This window comes from Pseudomonas furukawaii, assembly GCF_002355475.1.
GTDB classification, from domain to species: domain Bacteria; phylum Pseudomonadota; class Gammaproteobacteria; order Pseudomonadales; family Pseudomonadaceae; genus Metapseudomonas; species Metapseudomonas furukawaii.
The window spans coordinates 4,870,568-4,888,260 of record NZ_AP014862.1; the positions used below are offsets into that span (position 1 = coordinate 4,870,568).

The 17,693-nt window shown below is 63.9% G+C and carries 22 protein-coding genes; 13 read left to right on the plus strand and 9 right to left on the minus strand.

What is annotated here, in order from left to right; all coding sequences use genetic code 11:
- Positions 1–22: 22 nt before the first annotated feature.
- The 7 genes from KF707C_RS22530 to tsaA all read left to right on the plus strand — a co-directional run bounded on the left by KF707C_RS22530 (position 23) and on the right by tsaA (position 5,137).
- Positions 23–571 carry a cytochrome b gene (locus KF707C_RS22530; protein WP_004421183.1) on the plus strand — a complete coding sequence of 183 codons (549 nt, stop codon included), beginning with the start codon at positions 23–25 and terminating at the stop codon, positions 569–571.
- A 280-nt stretch (positions 572–851) separates the two neighbouring features.
- Positions 852–2,174 (plus strand): 30S ribosomal protein S12 methylthiotransferase RimO, encoded by a 1,323-nt coding sequence (rimO, locus tag KF707C_RS22535; RefSeq protein WP_004421178.1) that lies wholly within the window; start codon positions 852–854, stop codon positions 2,172–2,174.
- Positions 2,175–2,286: 112 nt separating this feature from the next.
- Entirely contained in the window at positions 2,287–2,649 is a 363-nt protein-coding gene (locus KF707C_RS22540; protein WP_004421173.1) for a thiol-disulfide oxidoreductase DCC family protein, read from the plus strand.
- Between the two features lie 34 nt (positions 2,650–2,683).
- Positions 2,684–3,328, plus strand: a complete 645-nt coding sequence (locus KF707C_RS22545) for a glutathione S-transferase family protein (RefSeq protein ID WP_004421168.1) — start codon at positions 2,684–2,686, stop codon at positions 3,326–3,328.
- A 94-nt stretch (positions 3,329–3,422) separates the two neighbouring features.
- Positions 3,423–4,193, plus strand: a complete 771-nt coding sequence (locus KF707C_RS22550) for an SDR family oxidoreductase (protein ID WP_004421165.1) — start codon at positions 3,423–3,425, stop codon at positions 4,191–4,193.
- Between the two features lie 64 nt (positions 4,194–4,257).
- Positions 4,258–4,443: a hypothetical protein gene (locus tag KF707C_RS22555; protein WP_004421163.1), complete on the plus strand. Its 186-nt coding sequence runs from the start codon at positions 4,258–4,260 to the stop codon at positions 4,441–4,443.
- 1 nt (position 4,444) lies between these two features.
- Positions 4,445–5,137 carry a tRNA (N6-threonylcarbamoyladenosine(37)-N6)-methyltransferase TrmO gene (gene tsaA / locus KF707C_RS22560; RefSeq protein WP_004421159.1) on the plus strand — a complete coding sequence of 231 codons (693 nt, stop codon included), beginning with the start codon at positions 4,445–4,447 and terminating at the stop codon, positions 5,135–5,137.
- Between the two features lie 15 nt (positions 5,138–5,152).
- On the opposite strand, the gene KF707C_RS22565 is transcribed toward tsaA, so the two are convergent.
- On the minus strand, positions 5,153–5,455 hold the full coding sequence (locus tag KF707C_RS22565; RefSeq protein ID WP_004421155.1) for a putative quinol monooxygenase: 303 nt from the start codon (positions 5,453–5,455) through the stop codon (positions 5,153–5,155).
- A 60-nt stretch (positions 5,456–5,515) separates the two neighbouring features.
- On the opposite strand from KF707C_RS22565, the gene KF707C_RS22570 reads away from it, so the two are divergent.
- The gene (locus KF707C_RS22570) at positions 5,516–5,929 is read left to right on the plus strand and encodes a VOC family protein (RefSeq protein ID WP_004421150.1); all 414 of its coding nucleotides are present in this window, start codon (positions 5,516–5,518) and stop codon (positions 5,927–5,929) included.
- A gap of 47 nt (positions 5,930–5,976) precedes the next feature.
- Here the strand turns inward: KF707C_RS22570 and fpr are convergent, their stop codons facing one another.
- Positions 5,977–6,756, minus strand: coding sequence for a ferredoxin-NADP reductase (gene fpr, locus KF707C_RS22575; protein ID WP_004421144.1), 780 nt, complete (start codon positions 6,754–6,756; stop codon positions 5,977–5,979).
- A gap of 125 nt (positions 6,757–6,881) precedes the next feature.
- Between fpr and KF707C_RS22580 the strand changes: the two genes are divergently transcribed.
- Positions 6,882–7,808, plus strand: coding sequence for a LysR family transcriptional regulator (locus tag KF707C_RS22580; protein ID WP_004421141.1), 927 nt, complete (start codon positions 6,882–6,884; stop codon positions 7,806–7,808).
- Between the two features lie 4 nt (positions 7,809–7,812).
- On the opposite strand, the gene KF707C_RS22585 is transcribed toward KF707C_RS22580, so the two are convergent.
- Entirely contained in the window at positions 7,813–8,178 is a 366-nt protein-coding gene (locus KF707C_RS22585; protein WP_004421139.1) for a diacylglycerol kinase, read from the minus strand.
- Positions 8,179–8,251: 73 nt separating this feature from the next.
- Positions 8,252–8,902 (minus strand): response regulator transcription factor ErdR, encoded by a 651-nt coding sequence (erdR, locus tag KF707C_RS22590; protein ID WP_004421136.1) that lies wholly within the window; start codon positions 8,900–8,902, stop codon positions 8,252–8,254.
- Positions 8,903–9,088: 186 nt separating this feature from the next.
- Between erdR and KF707C_RS22595 the strand changes: the two genes are divergently transcribed.
- On the plus strand, positions 9,089–10,003 hold the full coding sequence (locus tag KF707C_RS22595) for a DMT family transporter (protein WP_085986647.1): 915 nt from the start codon (positions 9,089–9,091) through the stop codon (positions 10,001–10,003).
- On the opposite strand, the gene KF707C_RS22600 is transcribed toward KF707C_RS22595, so the two are convergent.
- Together KF707C_RS22600 and KF707C_RS29370 are read right to left on the minus strand one after the other, a co-directional pair.
- Positions 10,004–10,714 carry a tRNA-uridine aminocarboxypropyltransferase gene (locus tag KF707C_RS22600; RefSeq protein ID WP_036992195.1) on the minus strand — a complete coding sequence of 237 codons (711 nt, stop codon included), beginning with the start codon at positions 10,712–10,714 and terminating at the stop codon, positions 10,004–10,006.
- A gap of 183 nt (positions 10,715–10,897) precedes the next feature.
- On the minus strand, positions 10,898–11,056 hold the full coding sequence (locus tag KF707C_RS29370; RefSeq protein WP_158526759.1) for a hypothetical protein: 159 nt from the start codon (positions 11,054–11,056) through the stop codon (positions 10,898–10,900).
- Between KF707C_RS29370 and KF707C_RS22605 the strand changes: the two genes are divergently transcribed.
- On the plus strand, positions 11,055–11,468 hold the full coding sequence (locus tag KF707C_RS22605; RefSeq protein WP_004421123.1) for a quorum-sensing-regulated virulence factor family protein: 414 nt from the start codon (positions 11,055–11,057) through the stop codon (positions 11,466–11,468). The two genes, KF707C_RS29370 and KF707C_RS22605, sit on opposite strands and share 2 nt — an antisense overlap.
- 204 nt (positions 11,469–11,672) lie before the next feature.
- The gene (locus tag KF707C_RS22610) at positions 11,673–12,752 is read left to right on the plus strand and encodes an LOG family protein (RefSeq protein ID WP_004421120.1); all 1,080 of its coding nucleotides are present in this window, start codon (positions 11,673–11,675) and stop codon (positions 12,750–12,752) included.
- A gap of 60 nt (positions 12,753–12,812) precedes the next feature.
- Here KF707C_RS22610 and recX read toward each other — a convergent pair whose 3' ends face one another.
- The 3 genes from recX to KF707C_RS22625 form a co-directional block, all read right to left on the minus strand.
- Complete coding sequence (gene recX, locus KF707C_RS22615; protein WP_004421118.1) at positions 12,813–13,274, minus strand: recombination regulator RecX; 462 nt, start codon at positions 13,272–13,274, stop codon at positions 12,813–12,815.
- Positions 13,275–13,280: 6 nt separating this feature from the next.
- Positions 13,281–14,336 (minus strand): recombinase RecA, encoded by a 1,056-nt coding sequence (gene recA, locus KF707C_RS22620; protein WP_004421116.1) that lies wholly within the window; start codon positions 14,334–14,336, stop codon positions 13,281–13,283.
- An 87-nt stretch (positions 14,337–14,423) separates the two neighbouring features.
- Positions 14,424–14,936, minus strand: coding sequence for a CinA family protein (locus KF707C_RS22625; RefSeq protein WP_004421114.1), 513 nt, complete (start codon positions 14,934–14,936; stop codon positions 14,424–14,426).
- A gap of 70 nt (positions 14,937–15,006) precedes the next feature.
- Here KF707C_RS22625 and mutS point away from each other — a divergent pair, with 70 nt between their 5' ends.
- The gene (gene mutS, locus KF707C_RS22630) at positions 15,007–17,580 is read left to right on the plus strand and encodes a DNA mismatch repair protein MutS (RefSeq protein ID WP_004421112.1); all 2,574 of its coding nucleotides are present in this window, start codon (positions 15,007–15,009) and stop codon (positions 17,578–17,580) included.
- Positions 17,581–17,693 lie beyond the last annotated feature (113 nt).

Here is a 17,693-nt window from a genome sequence, read left to right on the forward strand (position 1 = left end):
GTAACCAGAAAGAGGAACCCTGATGAGTCTCAACACTTCGCCATCCCGCTATGGAAAGCTTTCGATATCGCTGCACTGGCTGATGCTGGTGCTGATCGCGGCGGTCTACGCCTGCATCGAACTCAAGGGCAACTTCCCCAAGGGCAGCGAGACCCGCGAACTCCTCAAGCAATGGCACTTCATGCTGGGGCTCGCGGTCTTCGTCCTGGTCTGGCTGCGCATCGCCGGGCGCTTCTTCTCCCCCACGCCGGCAATCCGCCCCAACCCGCCGGGTTGGCAGCACGCACTGTCCAGGCTGATGCACCTGGCCTTGTACGCCCTGATGATCGGCGCTCCCCTGGCCGGCTGGCTGATCCTCAGCGCCGCCGGCAAGCCGATTCCCTTCTTCGGCCTGGAACTGCCCGCGCTGATCGGCCCGAACAAGGAACTGGCGGGGCAGATCAAGGAACTCCATGAACTGGCAGGCACCGCCGGCTATTGGCTCATCGGCCTCCACGCCGTGGCCGCGCTGTTCCACCACTACGTGTCCCGGGACAACACCCTGGAGCGGATGCTACCCGGACGCAACTGACCCCGCCGCCCCTCTCCCGCAGAGGGGCGCAGGACGCACAACGGACCCTTGGCCGAAGGCGCTCGGCCCCGCGAGTGGAAGACCGGCGGCAGCACGCCGCCGGTGTCGCCCCGGATGCCCCACCGGCCGGCAGTATGCGTCCTTGCTGTTCGGTCCAGGTCAATCGAACTCGTCAAACAAAGACGTCAGATGAGGCTGGAAATGACGGACGGCTGCCGCTAGAATTGCGCACTTTTTGATCAGAGGCGCCCTCCCGAGCGCCCATCGAGGTTAGCCGCACATGTCCACCGCCACCCCCAAAGTCGGATTCGTCAGCCTGGGATGCCCGAAGGCCACAGTCGACTCCGAACGCATCCTCACCCAGCTGCGCATGGAAGGTTACGAGATCGTACCGACCTACCAGGACGCTGACGTGGTGGTGGTGAATACCTGCGGTTTCATCGACAGCGCCAAGGCCGAATCCCTGGACGCCATCGGCGAGGCCATCGCCGAGAACGGCAAGGTGATCGTCACCGGCTGCATGGGCGTGTCCGAGGGCAGCATCCGCGACGTTCACCCCAGCGTGCTCGCGGTCACCGGCCCGCAGCAGTACGAGCAGGTGGTCAACGCCGTGCATGAGGTGGTGCCGCCCAAGGCCGACCACGACCCCTTCATCGACCTGGTTCCGCCCCAGGGCATCAAGCTGACCCCGCGTCACTATGCCTACCTGAAGATTTCCGAAGGCTGCAACCACAGCTGCAGCTTCTGCATCATCCCCTCCATGCGCGGCAAGCTGGTCAGCCGCCCGGTCGGCGACGTGCTGTCCGAAGCCGAGCGCCTGGTCAAAGCCGGCGTGAAAGAACTGCTGGTGATCTCCCAGGACACCAGCGCCTACGGCGTCGACCTGAAGTACAAGCTGGACTTCTGGAACGGCCAGCCGGTGAAGACCCGCATGCTGGAGCTGTGCGAGGCCCTCTCCGCCATGGGCGTCTGGGTGCGCCTGCACTACGTCTACCCCTATCCCAATGTGGATGACGTCATCCCGCTGATGGCCGAAGGCAAGCTGCTGCCCTACCTGGACATCCCCTTCCAGCACGCCAGCCCGAAAGTGCTCAAGTCCATGAAGCGTCCGGCCTTCGAGGACAAGACCCTGGCCCGCATCAAGAAATGGCGCGAGATCTGCCCGGACCTGACCATCCGCTCCACCTTCATCGTCGGCTTCCCCGGCGAGACCGAGGAAGATTTCCAGTACCTGCTGGACTGGCTGAGCGAAGCCCAGCTGGACCGCGTCGGCTGCTTCCAGTACTCCCCGGTTGACGGCGCCCCGGCCAACGACCTGGGCCTGGAGCCGGTGCCGGACGAGGTCAAGCAGGAGCGCTGGGAGCGCTTCATGGCCCACCAGCAGGCCATCTCCTCCGCCCGCCTGCAGCAAAAGATCGGCCGCGAGATGGATGTGCTGATCGATGAAGTGGACGACGAAGGCGCCGTGGCACGCTCCTGGGCGGACGCACCGGAGATCGACGGCAGCGTGTTCATCGAATCCACCACCGTGAAACCGGGTGACAAGGTGCGCGTTCGCATCATCGATGCCGACGAATACGACATGTGGGCCGAACTGGTCTGAGTCGCCCCCCCTGGACTGAGCCCCGCCCGATCATGCGGGGCTTTTTCTTTCTGGAGCAGGGATCGGGTCGTAGGATAGGAGCGAGCGTTGCGATCCATCGACGGAGCCTCCCATGCTCAAGGTCTTCTACGACGGCGCCTGCCCCCGCTGCATCGCCGATCGACGCTGGTACGAATCCCTGCCCCGCGCCGCACAGGGTGTGGAGTGGGTGGACATCACCGGTCGAGATGACCAGCTCCGCGCCCTGGGCATCGACCCCTTCCGGGCCCTCACCGAGCTCCACGTCCAGGACGAGACCGGCCGCATCCACCGGGAACTGGACGCCTATATCCTGCTGCTGGCCCGCGTCCCCCGGCTGGCGCCGCTGGCCTGGCTGATCGGCCTGCCCCTGGTTCGTCCGCTCCTGTCACGTCTCTATCGCCACTGGGTCATGCATCGCCTGCGCCGCGAAGGCAGGCTGCGGGGGCCAAGCTAGACTCGGAACATCCACGGACGAAGCGGACCCCGCCATGACCACACAAGACCGCCAGATCACCCTTTACCACTGCCCCTTCACCCGCTCCACCGGCGCCCTGACCCTCCTCGAGGAACTGGGTGCGGACTACCGACTGCATGTCATGAACATGAAGGCCGGCGAACAGCGCCAGCCGGAGTTCCTCGCCATCAACCCCATGGGCAAGGTGCCCACGGTGACCCACGGCGATGCGGTGGTCACCGAACAGGTATCGGTTTATCTCTACCTCGCCGACCTCTACCCCGAGGCCGGCCTGGCCCCGCCCATGGGCGACCCATTGCGCGGGCCCTACCTGCGCTGGATGGTGTTCTACGGTTCCTGCTTCGAACCTGCCGTGGTGGATCGGGTCCAGAATCGCGAACCCATCCACGAACAACGCTCGCCCTATGGCAGCTTCGAGAGTGTGATGAACACCCTGGTCAGCCAGTTGAAGGCCGGCCCCTGGCTGCTGGGGGAGCGATTCAGCGCCGCTGACGTGCTTTGGGGCAGCGCCCTGAACTGGACCACCCAGTTCGGGCTGATCCCCGAGGTGCCGGAGGTCCGCGACTACATCAACCGCTTCCTCCAGCGTCCCGCCTACCAGAAGACCCTGGCCAGGGACGCCGAGCTGGCCGCCGCCCAGCAGGACGCCAAGGCCTGACAATGCCCCTGCATTCCGCACCTCGATAATGCCCCCGCCCCGGCGTATCCGGGGCTAGGGTGGAGCCTTTCCCGGCTCTAAAAGGAGGTTCGTCATGCATCCCTACTTCAGTCTTCAGGGCCGTATCGCCCTGGTCACCGGCGGCACCCGCGGCATCGGACGAATGATCGCCCAGGGCCTGCTGGAAGCCGGTGCGCAAGTCTTCATCTGCGCCCGCGATGCCGAGGCCTGCCATCAAACCGCCCAGGAGCTCTCGGCCTTCGGTGACTGCCAGTACCTGGCCGCCGACCTGTCCGGTGAAGAAGGCGCACGCGCCCTGGCCGAGGCGCTCGGGCAACGCATCGACCGGCTGGACATTCTGGTGAACAACGCCGGGACCACCTGGGGCGCCCCGCTGGAAAACTACCCGGTGAAGGGTTGGGAAAAGGTCATGCAGCTCAATGTCACCTCGGTGTTCAGTTGCATCCAGCAACTGCTGCCGCTGCTGCGAAAGGCCGGCAGCGAAGCGAACCCCGCCCGCGTGATCAACATCGGTTCGGTGGCCGGCCTCAGTTCCCAGGGCGAGGACGCCTACGCCTATGGCCCCAGCAAGGCGGCCTTGCATCAGCTGTCGAGGATGCTGGCCCGGGAACTGGTGGCCGAGCACATCAACGTCAATGTCATCGCTCCAGGGCGCTTTCCCAGCAAGATGACCCGCTTCATCGCCCAGGATCCCGAGGCCCTGGCGCGGGACAGGGCGCTGATCCCCATGAAGCGCTGGGGTCGTGGCGAAGAAATGGCGGCCCTGGCCATCAGCCTGGCCAGTACCGCAGGGGCATACATGACCGGCGCCATCATCCCCATCGACGGCGGCTTCCACCTGTAACCCATCCCTTGCGCAGCGCGGGAGCCGGCGCTAGGGTAGCCCCGCTACCCACCGGACTCCGCCCATGCGCCTCGCCTGCCTGCCCCTGCTGCTCACCCTCGCTGCACCGGCCTTCGCCGCGCCAGCCCCCTTTTTCATCTGGCAGAGCAAGCTGGATGGCGGACTGACCTGCGCCCAGACCCGCCCCGGCGATGGCTGGTTGCGCCTGGGCGGTCCCTTCCGTGACGCCGGCTGCCGCGTGCCCTACTGATATGCAGCACAGCGTCTCCCCGGTCGGCTACGTCCGCTCCTGCTTCAAGGAAAAATTCGCCATTCCCCGGCAGCCGCACCTGGCGCCGGCCGCCCGTGGCGTGCTGGAGCTGGTGCCGCCCTTCGACAGCGGCGAAGCGGTGGCGGGACTGGAGCAGGTCAGTCACGTCTGGCTCCTGTTCCTCTTCCACCAGGCCCTGGAGGAGAAGCCGAGGCTCAAGGTGCGACCGCCGCGCCTCGGCGGCAACCAGTCCATCGGCGTCTTCGCCACCCGCTCCACCCATCGCCCCAACGGCATCGGCCAGTCGGTGGTGAAGCTGGACAGGGTGGAGGCCGGCCGCCTCTGGCTATCGGGCATCGACCTGCTGGACGGCACGCCTATCCTGGATATCAAGCCCTACGTGCCCTATGCCGATCGCCAGGACGGGGCGCTGAACGCCATCGCTGACGCACCACCGGCGCTGATTCCCGTGGACTGGGCGCCCGAGGCGCTGGCCCAGGCCCATGAACACGGCTCGCGCCTGGCGCAGCCCCTGGTTGAGCTGGTGGAACAATGCCTGGCCCAGGACCCGCGCCCGGCTTACCAGAAGCCGGAACCCGGACGCCGCTATGGCGCCCGTTTCTGGGATGTGGATGTGCGCTGGCACTATCCGGAGCCCGGCCGCATCCGCGTGCTGGCGATCGAGCCGGGCTGACCGGGCGCACTGCCCTCAACGCGCGGCGTTGAGGGCCAGGGCGTCCGCTTCGATGCAGTCCTGCTGCAGGATCAGGGGTTCAATCAATGGCCGACTGGCGAGAAAGTGCGAGGTCCGCATATGGGCCTCGAACGCGGCCTCGTCGGTGTAGACCTCATAGAGCCAGACCAGATCGGGATCGCTGCGATCCCGCAATACGTCGAACACCAGGCAACCAGGCTCGTCACGCACGGAAGCGGCGGCGTTGATGCGCATGGCGTCCATGAAGGCGTCCAGGCTACCGGGACGCAGGCGGGTCTTGAGTAGAAGGCAGTACACGTTGAACTCCGTTTTGTCTTATATTCGCGAAAAATTGTATACAAAATTGGAGTCAGCGAAATGCCCAGTCGTCCCGGCCGTCTCAACGGCCTGCGCCACATCGCCATCGTCGTGCCCAACCTGGAGGAGTGCGAACGCTTCTACGTGGAGGTGCTGGGCATGGAAGTCCTGAACCGCGCCAACCAGGACCTCGTCTATCTCACCTGCGGCAACGACAACCTGTCCCTGGGGCGCTCGGACGTCCCCAGCAGCGGCGTACAGGCGGTGGATCACTACGGTTTCGTGGTGGACAGCCTCGAAGAACTGGAGGCCTGGTACCAGTACCTCAAGGCACAAGGCGTGACCCTGCTTGACCGTCCCTTCGCCCATGGCGACGGTGCCCACAGCTTCCATGTGCTGGACCCGGCGGGAAACAAGATCCAGCCCATCTACCACCCCGCCATTTCGGGGCAGCGCTTCAGCGCCCCGACCTGAAACGACGAAGCCCGCCGATGGGCGGGCTTCGTGTTGGCGACTGGCGCTTACTTCTCGACGAAGGCGCGCTCGATCAGGTAGTCGCCCGGCTCACGCATGCGCGGGGAGATCTTCAGGCCGAAGCTGTCCAGCACTTCACTGGTTTCGTCCAGCATGCTCGGGCTGCCGCAGATCATGGCGCGGTCGTCCTGCGGGTTGATCGGCGGCAGGCCGATGTCCCGGAACAGCTTGCCGCTGCGCATCAGGTCGGTCAGGCGGCCCTGGTTCTCGAAGGGCTCGCGGGTCACGGTGGGGTAGTAGATCAGCTTTTCCTTCACCGATTCGCCGAAGAATTCGTTCTTCGGCAGGTGCTCGGTGATGAACTCGCGATAGGCGACTTCGTTCACGTAGCGCACGCCATGGATCAGGATGACCTTCTCGAAACGCTCGTAGGTTTCCGGGTCCTGGATCACGCTCATGAAGGGCGCGAGGCCGGTGCCGGTGCTCAGCAGGTACAGGTGCTTGCCGGGATTCAGGTCGTCCAGGACCAGGGTGCCGGTGGGCTTCTTGCTGATGATGATCTCGTCACCTTCCTTCAGGTGCTGGAGCTGCGAGGTCAGCGGGCCGTCCGGTACCTTGATGCTGAAGAACTCCAGGTGCTCTTCCCAGTTCGGGCTGGCGATGGAGTAGGCGCGCATGAGCGGACGACCGTTGGGCTGCTGCAGGCCGATCATGACGAACTGGCCATTCTCGAAGCGCAGGCCCGGGTCGCGGGTGCACTTGAAGCTGAACAGCGTATCGTTCCAGTGATGAACGCTGAGAACGCGCTCCTGATTCATGTTGCTCATGTACGGGGCTCCGAAGAATTCAAGTCGCCAGCGCCGCCGATGGGGCGCGATTGCGCGACATTGTAGTGATCGCCACAATATCTGTTAACTGGATTATCAAGATATAGGTTATCGGTTATATCGATATGCGTTTCACACTCCGTCAATTGCAGGTCTTCGTCAGCGTCGCTCAGCAGGGCAACGTGTCCCGCGCGGCCGAATCACTGTCCCTGTCGCAGTCCGCAGCCAGCACCTCTCTGACGGAGCTGGAGCGGCAGTCCGGTTGCCAGCTGTTCGATCGCGCAGGCAAGCGCCTCAGTCTCAACGCCCTCGGCCGCCAGTTGCTGCCACAAGCGGTGGCCCTGCTGGACCAGGCCCGGGAGATCGAGGACCTGCTGAATGGCAAGTCCGGCTTCGGCTCCCTGGATGTGGGCGCCACCCTGACGGTGGGCAACTACCTGGCGACCTTGCTGATCGGCTCCTTCATGCAACGCCACCCGGAATGCCGAGTGAAGCTGCATGTGCAGAACACGGCGCATATCGTCCAGCAGATTGCGCTGCACGAACTTGATCTGGGTCTAATCGAAGGTGATTGCCAGCACCCGGAAATCGAGGTGCTGCCCTGGGTGGAGGACGAACTGGTGGTGTTCTGCGCCCCCCGGCATCCCCTTGCGCAGAAAGGCCAGGTGAGTCTGGAAGAGCTCAGCCGGGAGGCCTGGATCCTGCGGGAACAGGGCTCGGGCACACGCCTGACCTTCGACCAGGCGATGCGTCATCATCCGACTCCGCTGAACATCCGCCTGGAACTGGAACATACCGAAGCGATCAAGCGCGCCGTGGAGTCCGGACTGGGCATCAGCTGCATCTCGCGCCTCGCCCTGCGGGACGCCTTCCGGCGCGGCAGCCTGGTCCCGGTGGAAACCCCGGGAATCGACCTGCGCCGGCAGTTCTATTTCATCTGGCACCGTCAGAAGTACCAGACCGCCGCCATGCGCGAGTTCCTTGACCAGTGCCAGGCGCTGACCGAGGGGGTCAGGCGCAGCGACGAGATCGACCTGCCGCCCATCGCCTGAGGCATCACCCCAGCAGGATGGTGGCCCACACCACGGTGATCAGCGTCAGCGCCGTCAACTGAGCGGCACTGCCCATGTCCTTGGCATTCTTCGAAAGCGGGTGACGCTCCAGGGAAATGCGGTCGATGGCCGCCTCCACTGCGGAGTTCAGCAACTCGACGATCAGCGCCAGCAGGCAGACACCGATCATCAGGGCCCGCTCGCCCCGACTGACGTCGAGGAAGAAGGACAACGGGATCAGCACCAGGTTGATCAGCACCAGTTGGCGGAACGCGGCTTCACCGGTGAAGGCTGCACGCAGGCCGTCGAGCGAATAGCCGGCGGCGTTGAGGATACGTTTTAGGCCGGTCTGGCCTTTGAATGGCGACATAGGGAGGCTGGCTGTTGAATGGAAGCGCGCAGGCTAGCGCGGCGCGCCTCAAAAATGCGTGAAATACTGGCGATCAGGCCGAGGGAATCGATTCCATCTGTTGCAGCAACAGGGCCGCCTGGGTCCGGGTGCGCACATTGAGCTTGCGGAAGATGGCCGTCACATGGGCCTTTACCGTGGCCTCGGACACATGAAGTTCGAAGGCGATCTGCTTGTTCAGCAGGCCTTCGCACACCATGGTCAGTACCCGGAACTGCTGCGGCGTGAGGCTGGCCAACCCTTCGCTCGCCGCCTTGGCCTCAGCGGACAGGGCCTGGGCTTCCTCGATCTGCGGCGGCCACCAGGTGTCGCCGTCGAGCACCGCCCGTACGGCCGCCTGGATCACCTCGAGGGGACTGGATTTCGGGATGAACCCGCTGGCGCCGAACTCCCGGGAGCGCGCCACCACGGAGGCTTCTTCCTGGGCGGAGATCATGACCACGGGAATCTGCGGGTACTGGCCACGTAGCAACACCAGGCCGGAAAAGCCATAGGCACCGGGCATGTTCAGGTCCAGCAGGACCAGGTCCCAGTCGGCGCGTTCGGCCAGCCGGGTTTCCAGTTCGGCGATGCTCGCAGCCTCCACCAGCCGCACATCTGGACCGAGGCCAAGGGTCAGGGCCTGGTGCAAGGCGCTGCGGAACAGCGGGTGGTCATCGGCGATCAGGATTTCGTATGAGGCCATGGGCATGTCCTTGTTGTAATGGGCCCAGACAGGCTTCCCCATGGATGAAGGAAGCATTTCGGCTCGACGGGATACGCCAGCCAGGCCCGAAGCTTGATACGGGCAGGCCGTAAAGCGGCGCCCAGAATGCCGACCCGGAACGGGGTGGTCAAGTCGCGCGCTTTGCGGCAAAGTTCCCGGCTTTTCATGCCGAGAACCGCCATGCGAAGCCAAGCCCTGCGCGCCGATGTCCTGATGCTGATCACCGCTGCCATCTGGGGTGCGGCCTTCGTCGCGCAACGTCTGGGCATGGATGCCATCGGTCCGTTCCTCTACACCGGCCTGCGCTTCACGCTGGGAGCACTGGTGCTGCTTCCGTTGCTGCTGGTCCTGCCGAAACCGGCGGTGAAGCAACCCCTCAATCGCGGCATGCTGCTGGGCGGCCTGCTGATGGGGCTGGCGTTATCCCTGGGGATCAACCTTCAACAGGTCGGCCTGCTTTTCACCAGCGTCACCAACTCCGGCTTCATCACCGGCCTCTACGTCATCATAGTGCCGCTGCTGGGCCTGTTCCTCGGCCATCGCACCGGAATGGGCACCTGGATCGGCGCCAGCCTGGCGGTGGCTGGCATGTTCCTGCTCAGCGTGGGTGATAACTTCCACGTTGCCTCCGGCGACTGGCTGCAGCTCGCCGGCGCTTTCGTCTGGGGCATCCATGTGCTGCTGGTGGGTTTCTTCGCCAGCCGCTACGACCCGATCCGCCTCGCACTCCTGCAGTTCGCCGTCTGCGCCGTGGTGAGCCTGGTCCTGGCAATGGTGTTCGAGGACATCCGGTTCAGTGCCATCGTCCAGGCAGGGCCGGCCATCCTCTACGGCGGCGTGATCGCCGTGGCCATCGGCTATACCCTGCAGGTGGTCGCCCAACGTCACGCGATCGCCTCCCACGCCGCCATCATCCTCTCCCTGGAAGCGGTGTTCGCTGCCATCGCCGGCGCCCTGATGCTGGACGAGTCGCTTCACGCGCGTGGTTATCTGGGCTGCGCCCTGATGTTCGTCGGCATGCTGGTCGCCCAACTCTGGCCCCAGAGGCAGGCGCCGGCCGTGGCGGCGACCACGAACTGATCAGAGATAGGTCGCCAAGGCCCGGTGCGCCGAGCTGGACTCATCCAGGGGCAAGGCACGCTTGGCCCCAAGGTAGCGCTCGGTGAACACATCCAGATAGGCGTTCAATGCACCACCGGCCTGATCGTCCCCCGCCAGCTCCAGGCACAGGGCGCCCACTTCCGCTGTGCACAGGTGCTCGTCATTCTTCGAGCGACGCAACTGGTAGCGGGAAATCTGCTCCGGAGTGAGGCTGAGGACCGGGAAGCGGTCCAGGTAGGGGCTCTTGCGGAACATCTTGCGCGCCTCGGTCCAGGTCGCATCCAGCAGGATGAACAGCGGCCGCTTGCCCTCCGCCACCTCAACACGATCAACCACCCTCCCCGGTTCGGCGTACTCGCCTGGGAATACGAGGTAAGGCTGCCACTCTGGGTCATCGAGCAAGGCCAGCAGCGCCTGGTCCACACCAGTACGTGACCAGCTGAAGGCGGACGTATCCGGCACCAGGTCCGCGATCAGCCAGCCGGTGTTGCTGGGCTTCATGGGCTCCGAGTAGTACATCAACAGGCAGAAGCCCGATCGCACCGGCACCGATGGGCGCCAGGCGCAGAAACAGTAGTCGAACGCCACCCGGCAGCCAGGGCAGCGGGGCGCTCGTGAGCCTCGGGCGACGAAAGGACGGGTACTGCGAGCGAGGCAATCGGCACGCAGGCGGAAAACGGCATGGCTCATGATAGGTCTGGCAGACGATCGGCAAGATGGAGTGAAAGCGGCGGATCCATAGTGTAACGCGGGGGCAGGCCCGGGCGCGCGTCGACCCGCCCCCATCCGGAGTGTTGATCGATGCCACGGCCGAAAAAATGAGGACGAGACGGTTTCATCGACATGAAGCAAGCTCAGTTCCCGGGTCAGCGATCATTGCGTCACCAGTTGGTGACGGCCCTGGTCGGTGAAGAAAAACATCGGCTTGATCTCACTCGTCGCCTTGTTCAGGATTCGCCGTCGTTCGCACCTGCCGCTGAACAATGGGTTTTCAACCCGGTCAAAGGCTTCCATCCCCCAGGAGACTTTCATGTCGCGCCATATCGCCATCGCCCTCGGCATCATCCTGCCCTTCGGCGTCCAGGCTGCCTCCCTCAAGGACTATGAACTGGGCAAGATGCTCGAGAAGGTCGCCGAACAAAGCAGCGTCGGCACGCCTCGCGCCATCAACGAGGACATCCTCGACCAGGGTTACACGGTGGAGGGTAACGAACTGGTGAACCACCTCAGCGTGCGCCCCGCCCATGCGGCCCAGATGCGCGCCAACCCGGACGCCGTGCGCAGCCAACTGGCCGCCAGCGTCTGTCGCAATACCGGTTACCGCCAATTGCTAGCCCGCGGAGCAGCGCTGCGGTACGAGTTCAGCGAGTACAAGACCAATCGTCCGGTCACCACCGAACGCTTTACCGCACCGGACTGTGGACTCAAGGCCAAATCCAGCTGACCCAGCACGAAGGCGGTCTCCCGAGGTCGCCTACGCGGAACCCGCCACCCGCCTGAAATCTCCTCTCACGCTACTTCGCAGGGCAGCGACTGGAAAAGATCAACGCCCTGCCGCAAGCTGTACGGAAGCGGCTCGTCTGGGTCGCCCGGTTTCCGGTCTATCCAGCCGAGCAGCTCCGAGTAGTTGATGAGCAAGGAGATTGCTATGCCCTACGATCCGGACGATTACCTCTCCCGGCACTTCCAGACCAGTGGAATCGATCTCAAACAGAAGGTCGATGACCTGATCGGCCTCATCGTCCCCAACGACAGCCCGAACCTCCAGCTCTACCGCGAAATGCTGATCACCGTGGTCCGCATGGCCCAGGCGGATCGCAATCGGTGGGATGCCAAGATCATGCTGCAGACCCTGCGCGAAATGGAGCACGCATTCTGCGTCCTCGAACAGTTCAAAAGACGCCGCAAGGTCACGGTCTTCGGCTCGGCGCGCACGCCTCAAGGCCATCCGCTCTATACCTTGGCCCGAGACCTGGGCGCCGAACTGGCCAAACGCGACCTGATGGTGATTACGGGCGCGGGCGGCGGCATCATGTCGGCCACCCATGAGGGGGCCGGACTGGAAAACAGCCTCGGGTTGAATATCACCCTGCCATTCGAGCAGCAGGCGAACGATATCGTCGCGGGAACCGATCATCTGTTGTCGTTCCACTTCTTCTTCGTGCGCAAACTGTTCTTTGTGAAAGAGGCGGATGCCTTGGTGCTCTGTCCCGGCGGGTTCGGCACGCTGGACGAAGCACTGGAAGTCCTCACCCTGATCCAGACGGGCAAGAGCCCCATCGTGCCGGTGGTGCTACTGGATGAGCCGGATGGTACCTACTGGGAGGACGCCATTGGCTTCCTGCACGAACAGCTGGCAGGCAACCGCTACATCCTGCCCAGCGACATGAACCTGGTACGCCTTGTTCGCAGCGCTGAAGAGGCGGCAGCAGAAATCGCGCAGTTCTATCGCAACTACCACTCCAGCCGCTGGCTGAAGGGCCTGTTCATGATCCGCATGAACCATGCCTTGAATGAAACGGCACTGGGGCAGATCCAGGAGGACTTCGCCCAATTGTGCATTGAAGGCAGCTTCACCCAGCAGAGCTTCGATGAATCGGAGAAGGACGAACCGGAGTTCAGTGATCTGGTTCGCCTGGCATTCCGCTTCAACGGCCGCGACCATGGTCGCCTGCGAGAGCTGATCGATCGACTCAATCTGCCGCAGAACTGGGCCATCAAGGCCTGACCCCGGTACCCGCAACTCGGAGGCATGCCATGTGTACGCACATGACATGCCCCCGGAGTTTCAGTCGTCGGGATGCCCCCGCAGCACGCGGCTGATCATGTCCATGGCGTAGCCACGGTAGGCAAGGAAGCGCCCCTGTTGCGCACGTTCACGGGCGTCTCGGGGGGGATGGCCGAACTTCCGCCGCCAGACCTCCCGCAACTGCTCTCCCCAATCGATGTCAGCATCACGCAAGGCCTGATCGATATCTCCACGGGGCAAGCCGCGCTGGGCCAATTCTTCGCGAATTCGCTGGGGCCCATAGCCGCCCCGAGCGCGGCTGGCTATGAAGCTTTCAAGGTAACGCGACTCAGAGAGCAGGCCCTCTTCCGCCAGGCGGTCGAGGGCACTGTCGATCATCTCGGGAGGAGCGCCGCGTTGACGCAGCTTGCGTGTGAGTTCGACCCGCCCATGCTCGCGTTGCGCCAGCAGGTCCATCGCCGCCCGTCGCACAGCGGCGTGGCTGTCGAGCACGATGGCCATGTGGGATCAGAGGTCTACGTCTGCCAGATCATCGGCATCGGCAGTCGCCGCAGCAGCCTTGCTGGAGGCGTTGGATCCGACCAGTAGCCGCTCGCGGATGATCTTCTCGATGGCGCTGGCGGTTTCGGGGTTGTCTTCGAGGTACTTGGCGGCATTGGCCTTGCCTTGGCCGATCTTGTTGCCCTGGTAGCTATACCAGGCACCGGATTTCTCAACCAGGCCCTGCTGGACGCCCAGGTCGATGATCTCACCAGTGCGGTAGATACCCTTGCCGTACATGATCTGGAACTCGGCCTGGCGGAACGGCGGCGCCACCTTGTTCTTCACCACCTTCACGCGCGTTTCGCTGCCCACGACTTCCTCGCCTTCCTTCACCGCACCGGTACGGCGGATGTCGAGGCGCACAGATGCGTAGAACTTCAGGGCGTTGCCGCCAGTGGTGGTCTCGGGGTTGCCGAACATGACGCCGATCTTCATGCGGATCTGGTTGATGAAGATGACGAGGCAGTTGGCGTTCTTGATGTTGCCGGTGATTTTCCGCAGAGCCTGGGACATCAGGCGGGCCTGCAGGCCGACGTGGGAATCGCCCATCTCGCCTTCGATCTCGGCCTTGGGTACCAGGGCCGCCACGGAGTCGACGATGATCACGTCGACAGCGTTGGAGCGCACCAGCATGTCGGTGATTTCCAGCGCCTGCTCACCAGTGTCCGGCTGGGAGACCAGCAGATCATCGACGTTGACGCCCAGCTTGCCGGCATAGTCCGGATCCAGGGCATGCTCGGCGTCGACGAAGGCGCAAGTAGCGCCCAACTTCTGGGCTTCGGCGATGACGGAAAGGGTCAGGGTAGTCTTGCCGGAGGATTCGGGACCGTAAATCTCGACGATACGGCCTTTCGGCAGGCCGCCGATGCCAAGGGCGATGTCCAGGCCCAGCGAGCCGGTGGAAATGGCCGGAATGGCCTGGCGATCGTGATCGCCCATGCGCATGACAGCGCCCTTGCCGAACTGCTTCTCGATCTGGCCCAGGGCAGCAGCCAAGGCGCGCTTCTTGTTCTCGTCCATTGAAGTCCTCACTAAACTCAAGAGGGCCAGGCGGCCACCAACAACTGTATAAGTAGCCAGTATTATTCCATAGGGCAAGTCGCTCGCCTACCCCTCGATGGCTTTTTCTCCGGCAGCCAGTCGGATCAGCCCGGAGAGCGCATCCGCCACGGTTTGCCGACGTATCGCGAGGCGATCACCGGAAAACTGGCGACGAATGGTCACGACTTCATCACCATCCCCCCAGGCGAGCCAAACGGTACCTACGGGCTTCTCGGGCGAACCACCATCCGGGCCGGCCACTCCGCTGACCGCCACCGTAAACCGTGCACCACTGCGCCGCCGAGCGCCGCGAACCATCGCCTCCACCACTTCCCGACTGACCGCCCCCACCTGTGGAAAAAGTTCGGTCGGTACGTCCAACTGAGCGGTCTTCTGTTCGTTGGAATAGGTGACGAAGCCCGCCTCGAACCAGGCGGAGCTTCCCGGAATCCGAGTGATGGCCTCAGCGATACCTCCACCGGTGCACGACTCCGCGGTGCTCACCTGCTCTCCCTGCTTACGCAATTCCTCACCCAGGCGGGCCGCCAGGGAGGTCAGATCTTCTTCGGCAACGGACATGTTCACTCCGGGGTTAAAGCAGGCTGACGGGATACCGTACACTAGCGCCTTTTGCATGCAAGGCCAGCCAATGAGTCAGAGCGATCTCAGCGAACACACCCCGATGATGCAGCAGTACTGGAAGCTGAAGAACCAGCATCCGGATCAACTGATGTTCTATCGCATGGGCGACTTCTACGAGATCTTCTACGAGGACGCCAAGAAGGCCGCCAAACTGCTGGACATCACCCTGACGGCACGGGGCCAGTCTGCGGGCAAGTCGATTCCCATGGCAGGCATCCCCTTCCACTCGGTGGAGGGCTACCTCGCCAAGCTGGTGAAACTTGGCGAATCCGTGGTGATCTGCGAGCAGATTGGCGACCCGGCCACCAGCAAGGGGCCGGTGGAGCGTCAGGTGGTTCGCATCATCACCCCTGGCACCGTGAGCGACGAGGCGTTGCTGGATGAACGCCGCGACAACCTGCTGGCTGCCGTGCTCGGGGACGAACGCCTGTTCGGCCTGGCGGTGCTGGATATCACCAGTGGCCGCTTCACCGTGCAGGAAATCAAGGGCTGGGAGAATCTGCTGGCTGAACTGGAACGCCTGAACCCTGCGGAACTGCTGATTCCGGACGATTGGCCTCAGGGGCTTCCAGCAGAGAAGCGTCGAGGTGTGCGGCGCCGCGCGCCCTGGGACTTCGACCGCGACTCCGCCAGAAAAAGCCTCTGCCAGCAATTCGGCGTTCAGGACCTCAAGGGCTTTGGCTGCGATGGCCTCACCCTGGCAATCGGCTCCGCCGGCTGCCTGCTGGCCTATGCGAAGGAAACCCAACGTACCGCCCTGCCCCACCTGCGCAGCCTGCGACACGAACGCATCGACGATACCGTGATCCTCGATGCCGCGACCCGTCGCAACCTCGAACTGGACGTCAACCTGTCAGGCGGCCGCGACAACACGCTGCAATCGGTGGTGGATCGATGCCAGACCGCCATGGGCAGCCGCCTGCTAAGCCGCTGGCTGAATCGCCCGCTGCGCGACCGGGCCGTTCTCGAGGCTCGTCAGAACGCCATTGATTGCCTGCTGGATCGCTATCGCTTCGAGAACCTTCAACCGCAGCTGAAGGAGATCGGCGACGTCGAGCGCGTTCTGGCGCGAATCGGCCTGCGCAATGCGCGCCCCAGAGACCTTGCCCGTCTACGCGATGCGCTGGCGGCCCTGCCCCAGTTGCAGGCCGCCATGACCGAACTCGACGTACCCCACCTGCAGACCCTGGCCGGCAGCATCCGCACTTACCCGGAGCTCGCGGACCTGCTGAGCCGCGCCATCATCGACAATCCTCCTGCCGTGATTCGCGACGGTGGCGTCATCAAGACCGGCTATGACCCCGAGCTGGACGAACTCCAGGCGCTGAGCGAGAACGCCGGCCAGTACCTGATGGACCTGGAGGCGCGCGAGAAGGCGCGCACCGGCCTGCCCAACCTCAAGGTGGGCTACAACCGTATCCACGGCTACTACATCGAACTGCCCCGAGTGCAGGCCGAGCAAGCGCCGGCGGACTACATACGCCGCCAGACCCTCAAAGGCGCCGAGCGCTTCATCACTCCCGAACTGAAGGCCTTCGAGGACAAGGCGCTGTCGGCCAAGAGCCGGGCGCTGGCGCGGGAAAAGCTGCTCTACGACGAACTGCTGGACCTGCTCATCGAGCAGCTGGCGCCCTTGCAGGACACCGCTGCCGCCCTGGCGGAGCTGGACGTACTGAGCAACTTCGCCGAACGCGCACTCAACCTCGACCTGAACCGCCCTCGATTCGTTGAAGAGCCCTGCATGCGAATCAACCAGGGGCGTCATCCCGTAGTGGAACAGGTGCTCGACACGCCTTTCGTGGCCAACGACCTCAACCTCGACGACGCGACACGCATGCTGGTCATCACCGGCCCGAACATGGGGGGTAAGTCCACCTACATGCGCCAGACCGCGCTCATCGTGCTCCTCGCCCACATAGGTTGCTTCGTGCCAGCGGCCGGGTGCGAGCTATCCCTGGTGGACCGCATATTCACGCGCATCGGCTCCAGCGATGACCTCGCCGGCGGTCGATCCACCTTCATGGTCGAGATGAGCGAAACCGCCAACATCCTGCACAACGCAAGCTCCAACAGCCTGGTGCTCATGGACGAAGTCGGCCGTGGCACCAGCACCTTCGATGGCCTCTCGCTGGCATGGGCTGCTGCCGAGCATCTCGCCCGCCTACGTGCCTTCACATTGTTCGCGACTCACTATTTCGAGCTGACGGTCCTGCCAGAGAGCGAGCCGGTCGTCGCCAACGTGCACCTCAATGCCACCGAGCACAATGATCGCATCGTGTTTCTGCACCACGTGCTTCCAGGCCCGGCAAGCCAGAGCTACGGCCTCGCGGTAGCGCAACTGGCGGGTGTTCCGGGCGCTGTAATCCAACGTGCCCGGGAGCACCTCGCACGCCTGGAAACCACCAGCCTTCCCCACGAGATCCCCCAGGCTGCCCCGGGAAGGCCCACTGCGCCGATGCAAAGCGACCTGTTCGCCAGCCTGCCACACCCGGTCCTCGATGAATTGTCGAGGATCAAACCGGATGATCTCACCCCCCGGCAGGCACTCGAGCTGTTATATACACTGAAGACACGCCTCTAACCCTTGGCCCCCACAAGCTGCTAGAATCCCGCGCGCTCTGGAACAAGCCGGGAGAACAGCCTGCCCCAAAATCGTGAGTTCCAGCGCCGAGAAGCCTGATCTAGAAGGCTTCC